The sequence below is a fragment of the Amycolatopsis sp. cg13 genome (assembly GCF_041346965.1).
Taxonomy (GTDB): Bacteria; Actinomycetota; Actinomycetes; order Mycobacteriales; family Pseudonocardiaceae; genus Amycolatopsis.
This window is the reverse complement of sequence record NZ_CP166848.1, coordinates 6,712,997-6,727,566: the sequence shown is the minus strand read 5'-3', so window position 1 is coordinate 6,727,566 and position 14,570 is coordinate 6,712,997. Positions and strand designations below refer to the sequence as shown.

Genomic DNA, 14,570 nt, shown 5'->3' with positions numbered 1-14,570 from the left:
CCGGAACCCGACCAGATTCACCTACTGGTTCGGGACCGACGGGGAGTAAGCAGCGTGGGCTTCACGCTCGTGGAACGCACGACTCGGCTTCCCCAGCCTGTCGTCAGGAACGGGATTCCGGTAGCACCCGCCTACCGCGCGGTACTGGACGCAGTAAGGCGAATCCGCGATTTCGATGCGGTCCGGGCGCCCTTGGCCGAGTCTGTCCAACGACGGCGTTGCACTTTGGAACAGCTGACTCGCGAACTAAGCCGCGGAAGCCAGCGTGGGTCTGCGCTGCCGCGCCGTGCACTGACCGCGCTTCTGGCCGGTACGCAGTCTGTCGCGGAGGCCGATGCTTGGGAAGTCTGGAAAACAACAGGTCTGCCTGAAGCCGAGTGGAACGTCGTAGTCACTACAGGCACGGGCGAGTTCGTGGCCAGACCCGATGCATGGTGGGACGATGTCGCTTTAGCCTGGGAGATCGACTCACGAGCCTGGCACGAGAAGTGGGACGGCTACTCAGCCACACTCCAGCGGAACGCTCGCTACGCAGCAGCGGGCATCGTCGTTCTCCAGACGCTTCCGATCAGGTTGCGTACCGAGTCAGGCCAGGTAGCGGCGGAGCTTCGCGCCGCGCACGAAGCCGCGGCACGCCGACCTCGTCCATCCGTAATCCGCCATCGCGCGGCCTGATCAACGACCGCCCCAATGCGGCATTGGGTGCGTCAGATACACCGAACGCCACATTGGGTGCGTCGCATGCGCCCAATGTCGCATTGGGGCGGGTAGATCCCGGCAAGGCAGCTTGACGCTTCGTTGGGTTTTTGCAACAGTGCGGTCCATGAGCCCGGTGCGGCGTGGCAAGGAGCTGCCGATCCACAACCGGCTGCCGGTGCTGCGCGCGGAGCGCGGGATGAGCCGCGCGGAGCTCGCCGAGGCGGTCGAGGTCAATCCGCAGACGATCGGGGCACTGGAGCGCGGGGATCATTACCCGAGCCTCGACCTGGCGTTGCGCATTTGCGCGGTGTTCGAGCTTCCGGTGGAGGCCGTGTTCAGCCGTGCGCCGCTGGAGGGGGACGCGTGACGCTGGAGATCGACCGGATCAGCAAGCGGTTCGGCACGAAAACCGCGCTCGACGGCGTGAGTTTCACCGCGGCGCCGGGCGAGCTGTTCGGGTTCGTCGGCAGCAACGGGGCGGGCAAGACCACCACGATGCGGATCGCGCTGGGCGTGCTGGCCGCGGACTCCGGCGAGGTGCGATTCGCCGGGCAACCGGTCACGCACGACACGCGCGAGCAGATCGGGTACCTGCCCGAGGAACGCGGGCTGTATCCGAAAATGCGGGTCATCGACCAGCTGGTTTACCTCGCCGAACTGCACGGCCTCAGCACCAACGACGCACATCGCGCCGCCGAATTGTGGATCGCGCGGCTCGGCCTCGGGCCGAGGCGCAAGGACGACATCCAGAAACTCAGCCTCGGCAACCAGCAACGCGTCCAACTCGCCGCCGCGCTCGTGCACGATCCGGCGTTGCTGGTGCTCGACGAACCGTTCTCCGGCCTCGACCCGCTCGCGGTGGACGTGCTGAGCGGCGTCCTGCGCGAGAAGGCGGCGACGGGCGTGCCGGTGGTGTTTTCCAGCCACCAGCTCGACCTCGTGGAGCGGCTGTGCGACCGAGTCGGCATCATCCGCGACGGACGGATGGTCGCCGTCGGCACCGTCGACGAGCTGACCCGCGACGCCGGACGCCGCCTGGTCGTCACCGCCCCCAGCGCGAATCCCGGTTGGGCAGCAACGGTTCCCGGCGCGCGGGTGCTCGAAGACCACGGCCCCACCACAGTCCTGGAACTGTCGCCGGGCGCCGACGACCAGGCCGTACTCGCCGCTGCCTTGGCCACTGGCCCGGTGACGGAATTCAGCCACCGCCGCCGTACGCTCGCCGACCTGTTCCGCGATTCGGTCGCCACCCCGGGAGCACCTCGATGAGCCGGATCCGCGCCACCCGCGCCGTGCGATTGGTGGCCAAACGGGAGATCAACGCACGGCTGCGCACCCGGTCCTTTGTGGTCAGCACCGCGGTGATGCTGTTGCTGCTGCTGGGTTACGTCGCCCTGCAGGCTTTCCTCGCCGGAGACCGGGAGACGACGCGCGTCGCGCTGGCCGGGCAAGCGCAGGGCATCGCCACGCAGCTGGAGAACAACGATCGGCACCTCAAGATCGTCCTCGTACAGTCCGAATCGGACGGACTGACGCAGGTCCGCGACGGCGATGTCGACGCATTCGTGTCCGGCAGCGCTTCCCGGCCTCGGGTGATCGTTAAGTCCACTTTAGACACGCAGCTGCGGACCGTGCTGGATAACATCGCGCAGCAACAGGTTTTGGACGCTCAACTGTACTCGGCCAATCTCGACCCCGCCGCTGTCCACCAGGCAGTATCCGCCACCCACGCCGACGTACAAGCTCTCGAACCGGTAGATCCGCAAGCCGGGACAAAGCTGGTGACCGGGATTGTGGTCGCGATTCTGTTGTATATCAGCATCATGACCTATGGGATGTTCGTCGCGCAGGGCGTGGTCGAGGAGAAATCCAGCCGCGTGGTGGAGATCCTGCTCGCCACTGTCCGGCCGGTGCACTTGCTGCTGGGCAAGGTCATCGGGCTCGGCTTGGTCGGGTTGGCGCAGCTCGCGATCCTCGCCGTAGCGGGTTTGATCGCCGGTGGCGTGTCGGGCGTCTTCTCGATCTCTAGCGTCGCTTTGGGGACCCTGGGCTGGGGTCTCGTCTGGTACCTGCTGGGGTTCCTCCTGTACGCCATGCTGTACGGCGCGGCTGGCGCGCTGGTGTCGCGACAGGAGGACACGCAGGCGGTCGTCGGGCCGGTGAATATCGCGCTGGTGATCGGGTTCGTCGCGGGGATCAACCTGCTGACGCAAGCACCGCATGGGACGGCTACGCGGGTTGTTTCGCTGATTCCATTGCTGTCGCCGATCCTGATGCCCGCACGGATCGCGCTGGGTGCCGTGGAACCTTGGGAAGTGGCTTTGTCGGTGGTGCTGACAGTCGCGCTGATCGCAGTGGTCACCTGGGTGGGCGCGCGGGTCTACCGGAATGGCGTGCTGCGGGTCGGCAGCCGGGTGCGCCTGGTGGACGCGTTACGTCGTTAGGGCACGGTACCTGTTCACCTCGATCCCCGAGGCACGCCGGTATGTGCGCACCGTACTGTGAGGGCAGTCAGTCATCGCCGGAGAACGCCAGGACACACACGACTGGCGGATCCAAGTCGAGCATTTCAGTGCGGGGCCGAGAAAAGCCAGCCTCCGTAAGCAATCCGGTCAACTCCTTGACCACCGCAGCCGAAGTGACACCAGGCTGCCGTGGTTGAGATACCACTGCAATCCGCCCGCCAGGCCGCAGCAACTGGATGACTTCCCGCAGCCGGGCAACCGGTTCCGGCCACATGCCCACCGTGTTGACAGCCAGCGCGGCGTCGAATGGCCCATCGAGCGAAAGATTCTCGACCGACGAGCACACCAGCCGCACTCGCCCGGCCCGGATAGCTGCCCGATTTCGGTGCTGTGCTTGGCGAATCACCACCGACGAGTGGTCGACGCCGACCACGAGCGCCGCCCGGTCAGCCAGCGCCGCGACGGCCACGCCCGGCCCGCAGCCGAGTTCGAGGACCCGTTCGGACGGCTGGATATCGAGCACCCGCACCGCCCACCGATTGCGGGTCACGTTCGACGAACGCCGTCCCATGATCAACCCGGCAAGGTGTCCCGGAACCCCGGCCGGCCGGTGAAACTGCGCGATCCCGCCCCGCGGGCCCCACCATCGCAGTGCCCGTTCCATAACGTTCATGGGGCGAGCGAACCACTTCGAGTACGCTTGAAGTCAAATGACTGCCACGTTGTCCATTGGCGAACTCGCCGAGCGCACTGGCGTGCCGACGAGTGCGCTCCGCTACTATGACGAACTCGGTCTCGTCCGTCCGGCGGAACGGGAAGCGGGCCGACGGCGCTACGCCGAGTCCGCGGTCAAAGACGTCGGCGTGCTCCTCTTCTTCCAAGAAATCGGCTTCACGCTGTCCGAAATCGGCCGTTTCCTGACCGGCGAACAAACCGGTCGCCAGGGAATGATCGACGCCAAACTCGCCGAACTGACCGAGCAACAGCGCCGCATCGAGATAGCCCGCGAAGCACTCGAACACGGGCGGCAGTGCCCGGCCAGCGATCCCTTGAAGTGCCCCCGATTCTGGTCCATCATCGAGGAACGGCAACGCGGCCTATCGCTCGCCGAAAGCCACGAACGGGCGCACCACCCTAAGACCCCGTGATCGCCCCGTACCGCTGCAACGCGATCTGCCGTTCCTCCGCGTGGTCGACGATCGGCTCCGGATACTCCTCCGGACGCTCCTTCAGCACATGCACCGCTTTCCCTTCCACTCCACGCAATTCCGGCACATACCGGCGCACGTAATCGCCAGCCGGGTCGAACTTCTGCCCCTGCGTGGTCGGGTTGAAGATCCGGAAGTACGGCGCGGCATCAGTCCCGGAGCCGGCGACCCATTGCCAGTTCAGCTGATTCGACGCCAGATCGCCGTCCACCAGATGCCGCATGAAGTGCCGCGCGCCCCACCACCACGGCAAATGCAGGTCCTTCACCAGGAAACTCGCCACGATCATCCGGACCCGGTTGTGCATCCAGCCCTCGGCCAGCAACTGCCGCATTCCGGCGTCGACGATCGGGTAACCGGTCCGCCCCTCGCGCCACTGCGCGAACATTTCCTTCGCGGTTTTCCCGGTGTCGTAACGCATTCCGTCAAACCGGCGGTCGTAGTTCTGCCGCGCGGTTTCCGGTCGATTCCACAGGACGTCAGCGTGAAACTCGCGCCAGCACAGCTCGGACCGCAACGCCTGCGCTCCCTCGGACCGCTTCCCCGCCAGGTCGGCCAGCATCGTCCGCGGATGGATCGCGCCCCAGCGCAGATAGGGAGAAAGCCTTGTGGTGCCAGCATGATCCGGCCGATCGCGTTCAGCTGCATAATCAGTGAGACCGTCGGCGAGGAAGTCACGCCACACGGACAGCGCGGCTTCCTCGCCGGCTGGCGGCAGCGAGCAGCCCACCTCAGGAGTTTCCGGCAACGAGGCCGAAGAAGAAGGCTTAACCCAGTCCACAATAGACACATTGGTGTCCGCTGGACGAGGCCAGCCGTGCTGTGCCCAAGCGCGATAGAACGGAGTGAAGACCCGATACGGGGTACCGTCCGGCTTCGTGACCCGCCCTGGCGTCACGGCGTACGGAGAGCCCGTCTCAACCCACTGAATCCGATGCTCTGCCAACGCGGCAGCCACAGCTTCGTCGCGCTCACGCCCATATGGTGCGGTATCCGCGGAAACATGTACCGCGGCCGCCCGGATCTCCCGTGCGGCGGCGACCACCTCGCGCACCGGATCGCCGTACCGCACCAGCAATCGGCCGGACAACGCTTTGTCCAGCTCCCGCAAGGAATTCAGCAGAAACGCGACCCGCGGCGAACCGGCGGGTTTGAGCAGCCGGTCGTCCAGCACGTAAAGCGCCAGGATGTGTTTGCTGTGCTTGGCCGCCTCAAAGAGCGCGGCATGGTCGGCCAACCGCAGATCCCGGCGGAACCACAGCACGACCGGCGCTTCCATCGTCATGCCGCACAACGATAAACGCCCCGCCGCGCGAAGGCACGGCGGGGCGTTTCACCAAGCAGAGACTCAGCGCTCCGACATCGGGGTGTAGTCCCGGGACTCGTAGCCGGTGTAGATCTGGCGCGGGCGGCCGATCTTCGTCTGCGGGTCGTTGATCATCTCGCGCCAGTGCGCGATCCAGCCGGGGAGCCGGCCGAGCGCGAACAGCACGGTGAAGAACTTCGTCGGGAACCCGAGCGCGCGGTAGATCAGACCGGTGTAGAAGTCCACGTTCGGGTACAGCTTGCGCTCGACGAAGTAGTCGTCGGAAAGCGCGGTTTCCTCGAGCTTCTTGGCGATGTCGAGCAGCTGGTCGCCGCCCTTGAGCTTGCCGAGGATCTCGTCCGCGGTGTTCTTGATGATCTTCGCGCGCGGGTCGTAGTTCTTGTAGACCCGGTGCCCGAAGCCCATGAGCTTGACACCTTTTTCCTTGTTCTTCACGCGGTTGACGAACGTCGCGACATCGCCGCCGTCGTCGCGGATGCCCTCGAGCATCTCCAGCACCGCCGCGTTCGCGCCGCCGTGCAGCGGGCCGAACAGCGCGTTGATGCCCGCCGAGATGCTGGCGAACAGGTTCGCCTCGGACGAGCCGACGAGCCGCACGGTCGAGGTCGAGCAGTTCTGCTCGTGGTCGGCGTGCAGGATGAACAGCAGGTCGAGCGCCTTCGCGACGTCCGGGTCGACCTCGTACGGCTCGGCCGGGAAGCCGAAGGTCATCCGCAGGAAGTTCTCGACCAGGCCCAGCGAGTTGTCCGGGTACAGCAGCGGCTGGCCGACGGACTTCTTGTACGCGTACGCCGCGAGCGTCGGCACCTTCGCCAGCAGGCGGATGGTGGACAGCTCGACGTTGGGCTCGTCGAACGGGTTCAGCGAGTCCTGGTAGAAGGTCGACAGCGCGGACACGGCGCTGGACAGCACCGGCATCGGGTGCGCGTCGCGCGGGAAGCCGGAGAAGAACGCCTTGAGGTCCTCGTGCAGCAGGGTGTGCCGCTGGATCTTCTCGGTGAAGTCGGCCAGCTGGGCCTCGGTCGGCAGCTCGCCGTAGATGAGCAGGTAGGACACCTCGATGAAGGTGGACTTCTCCGCCAGCTGCTCGATCGGGTAGCCGCGGTAGCGCAGGATGCCCGCATCACCGTCGATGTAGGTGATGGCCGACGACGCGGCGCCGGTGTTGACGAACCCGGGGTCGTAAGTGATGTACCCGGTCTGCGCCAGCAGCTTTCCCAGCTCGATACCCGGCGCGCCCTCGACCGGATTGACGACCTTGAACTCGTGCTCGCCGTTCGGCAGGCGCAGCGTCGCGGTTTCGCCGCCGGACTGCCCCGCATTCGTCGCGTCGGACATGCAGGTCCCTCTCACGTTGGGCACGGGACGGCGGCGTCTGCGGGTTCCGCAGTAGCCACGTGTTCACGCGAGGAAACACGCGCCTCGCTGCACACCGACCCGCTGGGTATGAATTCACCACTACGCTAGTCGAAGGGTGGGTCAGTCCGCACTCGCTGCGTTGCCCCAAAAGGCCCCATTGGGACCAGGTTCACACGGTGGCCGCCATATCCGCCGCGGTCGGCGGCTCCGCTCCGCTGCGGGAAACCGTGATCGAGGCCGCTTTCGCCGCATAAGCAAGCGCTTCGTTCCACGCGCCGGCGTCGAGTGCGGCCAGGTCGCGCACGGTGCGCTGATGCAGCCAGGCCAGCAACGCGCCTTGCACGGTGTCTCCGGCGCCGATCGTGTCCGCCACCGCGACCTTGCGGGACGCGACGTGGGCCAGCTCACCAGCCGAAGTGATCACAGACAAGCCGTCCGCGCCCCGGGTGAGCACGACGGCGTCCACACCGGACTCCACCCACGATTTCGCCGCGGCCACCGGATCGGCTCCGTCGGTGAGCCACGCGGCGTCGTCGTCGGAGATTTTCAGCAGGCGGACGTCGGGCAGCCACGACGCGAAGCGCGCGCGATAAGCCGCCGGGTCGGCGATGAGCGCCTCCCGGATGTTCGGGTCGAGCGCGGTCAGCGTCCCACGCGCGGATTCGCGGCGCAGAATTCGCTCGTATGCGCTCGCGCCGGGTTCCAGCACCATGCCGAGCGTTCCGAGCGACAGCGCGGTGGTTTCTTCCGGCAGCGCACCAGGATCGGAGACCAGCCGATCGGCGGTTCCCTCGACGTAGAACGTGTATTGCGCGGCACCGCGTTCGTCGAGCGCGACGACGGCGAGCGTCGTCGGCTCGTTGCCGCGCTGCAGCAACGAAGTGTCGACGTTCGACGCGGAAAGGCGATCCACCAACGCGACGCCGAACCGGTCAGTGGAAACCCGAGACAGGAACGACGCGGGCACGCCGAGCCGGGCCGCGGCCAGCGCGACGTTGTACGGCCCGCCGCCGAGTCTCGGCAGCAGCGCGCGCAGCCCACCGTCCACAGTGGAATCCAGCGGTTCACCCGGAACGAGGTCGACCAGCGCCTCTCCACCCACCACGATCACAAGCGGCGAGTGTAGAGGAACCGGTGCTGACAATTCCTGTCCCGATGCGGACAAATCAGTTCTTGTCGAGACCGCCCAGCAGAAGTTCGCCGAGCGCGGTGAACGCTTCCGCGTCGGACACGTCGGTGCGACGGCCGAGCACGCCGGTCTGAATGCCCTCGATGATCAGTCCGGTCATTTCGGCCACGAGCCGCGCGTGCACGTCGCGGAACACTCCGTCGGCGACGCCCTTGTCGATGAACGCGCGGATCCGGCGCGCGGCGGCGCGGCTGTTGAGCTGATAGGTGTCGCGGGCGGGCGCGAACGCGGCGATGTCGGCCATGAACTCCGGCGACGCCCGGTTGAGGTGCTCGGAGACGCCGGAGAGGTACTCGCCGATCAGCTCGCGCGCGTCGTCGATGCCCGCGATCCGCTTCTCCAGGCGTTCGGCGGCGTCGCGGAAAAAGTGCGCGACGACCTTGACCGCGAGCTGCTCCTTGCTCGGCGCGAGCGCGTACAGCGTCGACTTCGAGCAGCGGAGCCGGGCGGCCAGATCGTCGAGCGTGAAGCCGGCGAAGCCCTCCGCCAGGAACAACGCCTCGAGCTCGCGCAGCAGGGCTTGCTGCCGCGCGGTGGGACGGCGACGGGCTTCAGGGGTGGACATCACGTCACTATCTCCTACCGATCAGGGACAGTCCCGCTCCGCATACGGTACTCTCAATCAGCCGTTAGTACTGTTTTCAGTACCGCCGCGTTCTGGGAGGAAGCCATGCCGGTCGACCGTCTGCTGCCGACGCCGGAGTCCGAAGACCTGCTCGCGCTCGTCACGGAAATCGCCCGTGACGAGCTGAAACCGCGCGCTTCGGCCGACGAGGAGGCCGAGAAGTTCCCGCGCGACCTGTTCACCCTGATGGGCAAATCCGGCCTGCTGGGCCTGCCGTACTCGGAGCGCTGGGGCGGGGCTGAGCAGCCGTACGAGGTCTACCTGCAGGCGCTGGAGGAGATCGCCGGCGCGTGGATGAGCGTCGGCGTCGGGCTGTCGGTGCACACGATGTCCTGCTACGCGCTCGCGCATTACGGCACGGAGGAGCAGCAGGACCGCTGGCTGCCGGACATGCTGGGCGGCTCGCTGCTCGGCGCGTACGCCCTGTCGGAAACGCAGGCCGGCTCGGACGCGGCCGCGCTGTCCACCCGCGCACGGCTTTCCGAGGACGAGTACGTCGTCAATGGCACGAAAGCGTGGATCACCCACGCCGGAGTCGCGGACTTCTACACGACGATGGTCCGCACGAGCGACGACGGCGGACACGGCATCTCGTGTCTCCTGGTCGACTCGTCGACCCCCGGCCTCTCGGCAGCTCCACGCGAACGGAAGATGGGCCTCACCGGGTCCCCCACCGCGCAGATGCTGTTCGAGGACGCCCGGATTCCCGCTGACCGTCTGATCGGCGGCGAGGGTGCGGGTTTGAAGATCGCTTTGTCGTCGCTCAGCTCGGGTCGGCTCGGGATCGCCGCGTGCGCGGTGGGCCTGGCGCAGGCGGCGCTGGACGAGGCCGTGGAGTACGCGAAGGGGCGCACGCAGTTCGGACGCCCGATCGCGGACTTCCAGGGCTTGGAGTTCCTGCTGGCGGACATGGCGGCGACAGTCGAATCGGCCCGTGCGACCTACTTGGACGCCGCTCGCCGCCGCGACCGCGGCCTGGACTTCCAGCGGCAGTCGTCGATCGCGAAGCTGGTGGCGACGGACGGCGCGATGAAGGTGACGACGGACGCCGTCCAGGTGCTCGGCGGTGCCGGGTACACGAAGGACTTCCCGGTGGAGCGGTACATGCGGGAGGCGAAGGTGCCGCAGATCTTCGAGGGGACGAACCAGATTCAGCGGATGGTGATCGCGCGTTCGCTGAAGAACGCCTAGTCTTTTCTGCCGTCGTAAGCCGCGCGGGCCGCTTGGACGCGGCCCGCGTTGGCTTTCGACCAGTCGGCGATCGCGCCGGTCAACGCGCCGACGTCCCTGCCGAGGTCGGTGAGCGCGTACTCCACGCGCGGCGGAATCGTCGGGTAGATCGTGCGGCTGACCAGCCCGTCGCGTTCGAGGTTGCGCAGCACCTGGGTGAGCGATTTCTGTGTCACGCCCTCGACGCCTCGGCGCAGCTCGGTGAACCGCAGCGGGCGTTCGTGCTGGCGGAGCAGGCCGAGGGCGTAGAGCGTCCACTTGTTGGCCAGCACGTCCATCACCGTGCGCGAGGGGCAGTCTTTCGCATACTTGGTATCCATTGGGTACCTATAGATCGTCGAGGTGCCTTCTTCACAAACGATACCGGTGGCGAGCAGTCTCTTTCGCATGATCTTGGTGACTGGTGCTACTGGCAAAATCGGCGGTGAGGCGGTTCGGCTGCTCGGAGAGGTCCGGACGCTCGTCCGCACCCCGTCGGGCGGCGCCGACGAGGTGGTCGGAGACTTCGACCGCCCGGACACCCTCGACGCGGCCCTGCGCGGGGTCGACACTGTGTTGTTGATCGGGCCTGCGGTGGCTTCGCAGATCACGTTGCTCGATCGCGCGGTCGCGAACGGGGTGCGATACGTCGTGCGGGTCACCAACCACAAAGCTGTCGCCGATTCACCCGTCGCGCGGCGGCGAACGCATGCGCGGATCGACGCGCACCTCAAGGCGTCGGGGATGGCGTACACGCTGCTCGCACCGAACTTCTTCATGCAGAATCTGCTGACTCTCGCGCCGGAGATCGCTGCGACCGGCGGCTTTTCGAGCTCCGCGGGCGACGGCCGGATCGGGATGATCGACGCCCGCGACGTCGCCGCGGCGGCTGCGGCGATCGCGACTGATCCGGCGGCACACGCTGGGCGGACGTATCTGCTGACCGGACCGGAGCTGGTCACGTTCGCCGATGTGGCGCGGGAATGGGCTTCGGTGACCGGCCGCCCGGTGAAGTACCGGCGGATCTCGACCGAGGAGCACCGCGCGGCGATGGAGTCGAACGGGGTGCCTGAGGCGGGGTCGAACGCGCAGGTTTTCGAACTGCTCGCGCAGGGGGACGGGGCTTGGCTGAGCGAGGATTTCGCGGCGGTCACTGGTCGCCTGCCGCGGGGGTTGCGGGCGTTCTTGGCGGGCTGTGTTGGCGGAAAGTGTCGTACCCCTCGCTTACCGTGAGCGGCATGGACACCAGGACACTGCCGCGGCAACTGCTCTCGATCAAGGACTACCTCGCGCTCGGCGAGGTCGAGCCGGGTTTTACCGAACTCGTCGAAGGCCGCCTGGTCTTCTCGCCGTCACCGGGCGCATGCCACAACCGCGCGACGTACGAGCTTGCCTTTCAACTGCACGATCAGCTTTCAGACGAGTTCTGCTTGGTGCCCCGCGTCGATATCGATCTCGGTCTCGCCCCGGACGGGGCACCGGGCTTCTCCCGGTGTCCCGATCTCCTGGTCACCACGTCCGACGTGATCGCCCGGACTCCCGAAGAAGACATCCTGCGGGCCGAAGATCTCGTCCTAGTGGTCGAGGTCGCGACGCCGGATTCGAAGCGCACCGACTATGTCACGAAGCACAGGGAGTACTCCGACGCCGGAATCCCGTTCTACTGGATCCTCGACCTCGACGACCCGATCTCCCTCGTCGCCTGCCACCAAGCCGGAGACCTCGGCTACCAGGACGCCCCCGCCGTCACCGGGAAATTCCGCACCACAGAGCCATTCCCCGCGGAAATCGACCTCGCCGCGCTGCTCGATTGAGGCGGCCGCCCGGGCCGCCTCAACCAAGGCATCAGCGAGTTTCCCGGTACCGCCGATCCTTCGACACGCCCTCGCCGGTCGTCTCGTCGAAGTGGTACACCTCCTGGCCCCGCACGAACACGCGCATCGCGCGGTTCATCACGTCCAGCGGGTCGCCCGACCACACGACCACGTCCGCGTCCAAACCGGGCGTCAGGGTGCCGATCCGGTCGTCCAGGCCGAGCATCTGCGCCGGGTGCAGCGTCAGGGCCTTCAAAGCGGTCTCCGGGTCCAGGCCGTCCTTCACCGCCAAAGCCGCCTGGTACACCAGGAAATTGATCGGGATCACCGGGTGGTCCGTGGTGATCGCGATCTTCACCCCGGCCCGCGCGAGGATCCCCGCCGAGCGCAGCGTGCGGTTGCGCAGTTCCACCTTGGACTTCGTGGTGAACAGCGGGCCGAGGATCACCGGGACGTCGCGTTCGGCCAGCAGGTCCGCGATCAGGTGGCCTTCGGTGCCGTGGTTGATCACCAGTTTGTAGCCGAATTCGTCGGCGAGCCGGATCGCGGTCACCATGTCGTCGGCGCGGTGCACGTGCTGGTCCCAGTACAGCTCGCCGTCCAGGACCTTCGCCAGCGTTTCGTTGGTCAGGTCCGTTTCGAACGGCTTGCCCTCGGCCAGCGTGTGGTCGCGCTTCGCCTGGTAGTTGCGCGCCTTCGTGAACGCTTCGCGCAGGATCGCGGCCACGCCGAGCCTGGTGGACGGCGTGACCTTTTTCTCGCCGTACACCCGTTTCGGGTTCTCGCCCAGCGCGCTCTTCACGCTCACCTGCTCGGCGAACGTCATGTCCAGAATGGACCGGCCCCACGTCTTCACACCAATGGTCTGCCCGCCGATCGGGTTGCCCGACCCCGGCTTGATCACCACGCTCGTGACGCCGCCGGCCAGCGCGTCGTCGAAACCCGGTTCGTACGGGTCGATCCCGTCGACCGCGCGGAAGCGCGCGCCGTTCGGGTCGGTCATTTCGTTGGTGTCGTTGCCCGCCCAGCCTTCGCCGTCCTCGTGGACGCCGAGGTGCGCGTGCGCGTCGATGAATCCCGGCAGGACCCAGCTGCCGGACGCGTCCACCAGCTCCGCGTCCTCCGGCACCTCGACGTCGGCCTCAGTCCCGACTTGGGTGATCCGGCCGTCTTCGATGAGCACAGTGCCGCCCTCGATCGGAGCGGCGCCGACGGGGACCACATAGCCCCCGACAATCGCCTTGTAAGCCATAGTTTGACACGCTAACGAACTCACCCGGGTTCGCGCATCCGGGGTTTTTCCAGGTGCACCAACTGATAGTCCGCTTCCGGCGAGCGATGCGTCTCGCGGTAACCGAGCTTTCGGTACAAATAGAGCGGCCCGGCCGAACGCTCGCCGGTGAACAGCCGGAACACCGTCACCTCCGCCGGGGTCGCCTCCTCCGCGGCCGCCAGCAGCGCGGTACCGAGTCCCTCGCCTTGCCGATCCGGTGCCACCACGAGCCTGCCGATCTCGCCGACGCGACCGTCCACTCGCATCCGCACGCTCGCCACCAGCCTGCCGCCGTCGCGGAAACCCCAGACCGTGATCGACGGGTCGGCGATGGCCGCGCGCACGTGGTCGAGGGTGTCCAGCAACGGCGGCAGGTCGAAGTTCTGGTGCGCCCGCGCCTCGGTGATGTATGCGGCCTGCTGCAGGGTCAGTAGTTCGCCCGCATCGGCGTCGGTCAGCAGCTCGAGTTTCACGGGACCCGGATCCCCCAGCTGCCCGTCCACGACGTGGCCGGTTCCAGTTCGATCAGGTCGGTGCGGGTGTTGAGCGCGTCCGCCGGGCAGGTCATCGGCTCGATCGCCACCGCGCGGCCGCGGCCGGTCAGGTCGTCTGGCGTGAACACCTGCACCCAGCGGAAGTCCGGGCCGGTCCAGACCACCAGCTGGCGGTCGCCGTGGGACAACACGTGGTGGTGGGTGCCGTCCGCGGCCAGCTCCAGCCCGCCGAACGCGGTGTCCAGGTCAACGCCTTCCAGCACGCGGCCCTGGCGGAAGTCGTATTCGGTGCCCTCGACGTCTTGCTCGTCCGCGTACGGCATCTGCTGATCGCCCTCGTACGGCCGCACGCGCGTGGCGGGCAGCGTGAGGGTCAGCTCGTCGGTGGGCGCGTCGCCGATCCGGAAGTACGGGTGGGTCCCGAGGCCGACGCCGATCGGCTTCTCCCCCTCGTTGCGGATCTCGTGCGTGATGACGAGCTCGCGCGGCTGCAGGTCGTAGGTGATCGTCGCGCGCAGCGGGACCGGCCAGCCGGGCTGCACCTCGACGTCGACGGCGAGCGTGATCGACGTTTCGGCGTGCTCCAGCAGCTCCCACTCCAGGTGCCGGGTCAGGCCGTGGATGGCGTTGCCGCGCGCTTCCTCGGTGATCTCCAGCTGCTGCTCTTCGCCCTCGAACTCCCACTTGCCGCCCTTGGTCCGGTTCGGCCACGGCAGCAGCACCTGCCCGAGCCCCTTCGGCGGCTTCTCGTCCTCGGCGAACGTCTCGACGTACGGCACTCCGCTGATCTCGAACGCGCGCAGGCCGGCACCGATCTCGGTGATGACGGCGCGCGCGTTGCCGCGGGTGATCTCGAACTGCTCTCCGGTGGGGTTCGCCATGGCGCTGAGGTTACCGATCGGCCGCGC

Annotated in this window: 16 protein-coding genes; 7 read left to right on the top strand and 9 right to left on the bottom strand. The window is 67.1% G+C overall.

The features are described 5' to 3' along the window. The first annotated feature begins 823 nt into the window (after positions 1 to 823). Genes AB5I40_RS31495 through AB5I40_RS31485 form a run of 3 tightly spaced genes read left to right on the top strand, consistent with a single transcriptional unit; the run spans position 824 to position 3,143 of the window. Complete coding sequence (locus AB5I40_RS31495) at positions 824 to 1,066, top strand: helix-turn-helix transcriptional regulator (RefSeq protein ID WP_370933855.1); 243 nt, start codon at positions 824 to 826, stop codon at positions 1,064 to 1,066. Positions 1,067 to 1,068: 2 nt separating this feature from the next. After that, a complete protein-coding gene (locus AB5I40_RS31490) occupies positions 1,069 to 1,968 on the top strand; it encodes an ABC transporter ATP-binding protein (protein ID WP_370940648.1) in 900 nt (299 codons plus the stop codon). Further along, positions 1,965 to 3,143, top strand: coding sequence for an ABC transporter permease (locus AB5I40_RS31485; RefSeq protein WP_370933854.1), 1,179 nt, complete (start codon positions 1,965 to 1,967; stop codon positions 3,141 to 3,143). Before AB5I40_RS31490 ends, AB5I40_RS31485 begins: the two co-directional genes overlap by 4 nt. A gap of 67 nt (positions 3,144 to 3,210) precedes the next feature. On the opposite strand, the gene AB5I40_RS31480 is transcribed toward AB5I40_RS31485, so the two are convergent. After that, entirely contained in the window at positions 3,211 to 3,837 is a 627-nt protein-coding gene (locus AB5I40_RS31480; protein WP_370933853.1) for a class I SAM-dependent methyltransferase, read from the bottom strand. 37 nt (positions 3,838 to 3,874) lie between these two features. On the opposite strand from AB5I40_RS31480, the gene AB5I40_RS31475 reads away from it, so the two are divergent. Beyond that, the gene (locus AB5I40_RS31475; RefSeq protein WP_370933852.1) at positions 3,875 to 4,312 is read left to right on the top strand and encodes a MerR family transcriptional regulator; all 438 of its coding nucleotides are present in this window, start codon (positions 3,875 to 3,877) and stop codon (positions 4,310 to 4,312) included. Here AB5I40_RS31475 and AB5I40_RS31470 read toward each other — a convergent pair. The 4 genes from AB5I40_RS31470 to AB5I40_RS31455 all read right to left on the bottom strand — a co-directional run bounded on the left by AB5I40_RS31470 (position 4,299) and on the right by AB5I40_RS31455 (position 8,812). Then, positions 4,299 to 5,657, bottom strand: a complete 1,359-nt coding sequence (locus AB5I40_RS31470; RefSeq protein WP_370933851.1) for a deoxyribodipyrimidine photo-lyase — start codon at positions 5,655 to 5,657, stop codon at positions 4,299 to 4,301. The genes AB5I40_RS31475 and AB5I40_RS31470 overlap by 14 nt on opposite strands. A 63-nt stretch (positions 5,658 to 5,720) precedes the next feature. Beyond that, positions 5,721 to 7,037, bottom strand: coding sequence for a citrate synthase (locus tag AB5I40_RS31465; RefSeq protein WP_370933850.1), 1,317 nt, complete (start codon positions 7,035 to 7,037; stop codon positions 5,721 to 5,723). Between the two features lie 190 nt (positions 7,038 to 7,227). Continuing rightward, entirely contained in the window at positions 7,228 to 8,169 is a 942-nt protein-coding gene (locus tag AB5I40_RS31460; RefSeq protein ID WP_370933849.1) for a carbohydrate kinase, read from the bottom strand. A 55-nt stretch (positions 8,170 to 8,224) separates the two neighbouring features. Beyond that, positions 8,225 to 8,812 carry a TetR/AcrR family transcriptional regulator gene (locus AB5I40_RS31455; RefSeq protein ID WP_037369544.1) on the bottom strand — a complete coding sequence of 196 codons (588 nt, stop codon included), beginning with the start codon at positions 8,810 to 8,812 and terminating at the stop codon, positions 8,225 to 8,227. A gap of 105 nt (positions 8,813 to 8,917) precedes the next feature. Between AB5I40_RS31455 and AB5I40_RS31450 the strand changes: the two genes are divergently transcribed. Beyond that, positions 8,918 to 10,063 (top strand): acyl-CoA dehydrogenase family protein, encoded by a 1,146-nt coding sequence (locus AB5I40_RS31450; protein WP_370933848.1) that lies wholly within the window; start codon positions 8,918 to 8,920, stop codon positions 10,061 to 10,063. Here AB5I40_RS31450 and AB5I40_RS31445 read toward each other — a convergent pair. After that, on the bottom strand, positions 10,060 to 10,422 hold the full coding sequence (locus AB5I40_RS31445) for a winged helix-turn-helix transcriptional regulator (RefSeq protein ID WP_370933847.1): 363 nt from the start codon (positions 10,420 to 10,422) through the stop codon (positions 10,060 to 10,062). The genes AB5I40_RS31450 and AB5I40_RS31445 overlap by 4 nt on opposite strands. A gap of 67 nt (positions 10,423 to 10,489) precedes the next feature. Here AB5I40_RS31445 and AB5I40_RS31440 point away from each other — a divergent pair, with 67 nt between their 5' ends. Together AB5I40_RS31440 and AB5I40_RS31435 are read left to right on the top strand one after the other, a co-directional pair. After that, positions 10,490 to 11,314 carry an NmrA family NAD(P)-binding protein gene (locus AB5I40_RS31440; RefSeq protein ID WP_370933846.1) on the top strand — a complete coding sequence of 275 codons (825 nt, stop codon included), beginning with the start codon at positions 10,490 to 10,492 and terminating at the stop codon, positions 11,312 to 11,314. A gap of 5 nt (positions 11,315 to 11,319) precedes the next feature. After that, positions 11,320 to 11,895 carry a Uma2 family endonuclease gene (locus tag AB5I40_RS31435; RefSeq protein ID WP_370933845.1) on the top strand — a complete coding sequence of 192 codons (576 nt, stop codon included), beginning with the start codon at positions 11,320 to 11,322 and terminating at the stop codon, positions 11,893 to 11,895. A gap of 31 nt (positions 11,896 to 11,926) precedes the next feature. On the opposite strand, the gene AB5I40_RS31430 is transcribed toward AB5I40_RS31435, so the two are convergent. Genes AB5I40_RS31430 through AB5I40_RS31420 form a run of 3 tightly spaced genes read right to left on the bottom strand, consistent with a single transcriptional unit; the run spans position 11,927 to position 14,543 of the window. After that, positions 11,927 to 13,147 (bottom strand): amidohydrolase, encoded by a 1,221-nt coding sequence (locus AB5I40_RS31430; protein ID WP_370933844.1) that lies wholly within the window; start codon positions 13,145 to 13,147, stop codon positions 11,927 to 11,929. A 20-nt stretch (positions 13,148 to 13,167) separates the two neighbouring features. Continuing rightward, positions 13,168 to 13,671, bottom strand: coding sequence for a GNAT family N-acetyltransferase (locus tag AB5I40_RS31425; protein WP_370933843.1), 504 nt, complete (start codon positions 13,669 to 13,671; stop codon positions 13,168 to 13,170). Beyond that, on the bottom strand, positions 13,638 to 14,543 hold the full coding sequence (locus AB5I40_RS31420) for an aldose 1-epimerase family protein (protein ID WP_370933842.1): 906 nt from the start codon (positions 14,541 to 14,543) through the stop codon (positions 13,638 to 13,640). The genes AB5I40_RS31425 and AB5I40_RS31420 overlap by 34 nt, the downstream gene beginning before the upstream one ends. Positions 14,544 to 14,570: the final 27 nt, after the last annotated feature.

Bases quoted from the DNA above. Each gene is read 5' to 3' on its own strand.
- AB5I40_RS31465 (WP_370933850.1), bottom strand. From the start codon at position 7,037: ATGTCCGACGCGACGAATGCGGGGCAGTCCGGCGGCGAAACCGCGACG.
- AB5I40_RS31475 (WP_370933852.1), top strand. From the start codon at position 3,875: ATGACTGCCACGTTGTCCATTGGCGAACTCGCCGAGCGCACTGGCGTG.
- AB5I40_RS31440 (WP_370933846.1), top strand. From the start codon at position 10,490: ATGATCTTGGTGACTGGTGCTACTGGCAAAATCGGCGGTGAGGCGGTT.
- AB5I40_RS31430 (WP_370933844.1), bottom strand. From the start codon at position 13,147: ATGGCTTACAAGGCGATTGTCGGGGGCTATGTGGTCCCCGTCGGCGCC.
- AB5I40_RS31420 (WP_370933842.1), bottom strand. From the start codon at position 14,543: ATGGCGAACCCCACCGGAGAGCAGTTCGAGATCACCCGCGGCAACGCG.
- AB5I40_RS31445 (WP_370933847.1), bottom strand. From the start codon at position 10,422: ATGGATACCAAGTATGCGAAAGACTGCCCCTCGCGCACGGTGATGGAC.
- AB5I40_RS31485 (WP_370933854.1), top strand. From the start codon at position 1,965: ATGAGCCGGATCCGCGCCACCCGCGCCGTGCGATTGGTGGCCAAACGG.
- AB5I40_RS31470 (WP_370933851.1), bottom strand. From the start codon at position 5,657: ATGACGATGGAAGCGCCGGTCGTGCTGTGGTTCCGCCGGGATCTGCGG.
- AB5I40_RS31455 (WP_037369544.1), bottom strand. From the start codon at position 8,812: ATGTCCACCCCTGAAGCCCGTCGCCGTCCCACCGCGCGGCAGCAAGCC.
- AB5I40_RS31450 (WP_370933848.1), top strand. From the start codon at position 8,918: ATGCCGGTCGACCGTCTGCTGCCGACGCCGGAGTCCGAAGACCTGCTC.
- AB5I40_RS31435 (WP_370933845.1), top strand. From the start codon at position 11,320: ATGGACACCAGGACACTGCCGCGGCAACTGCTCTCGATCAAGGACTAC.
- AB5I40_RS31480 (WP_370933853.1), bottom strand. From the start codon at position 3,837: ATGAACGTTATGGAACGGGCACTGCGATGGTGGGGCCCGCGGGGCGGG.
- AB5I40_RS31495 (WP_370933855.1), top strand. From the start codon at position 824: ATGAGCCCGGTGCGGCGTGGCAAGGAGCTGCCGATCCACAACCGGCTG.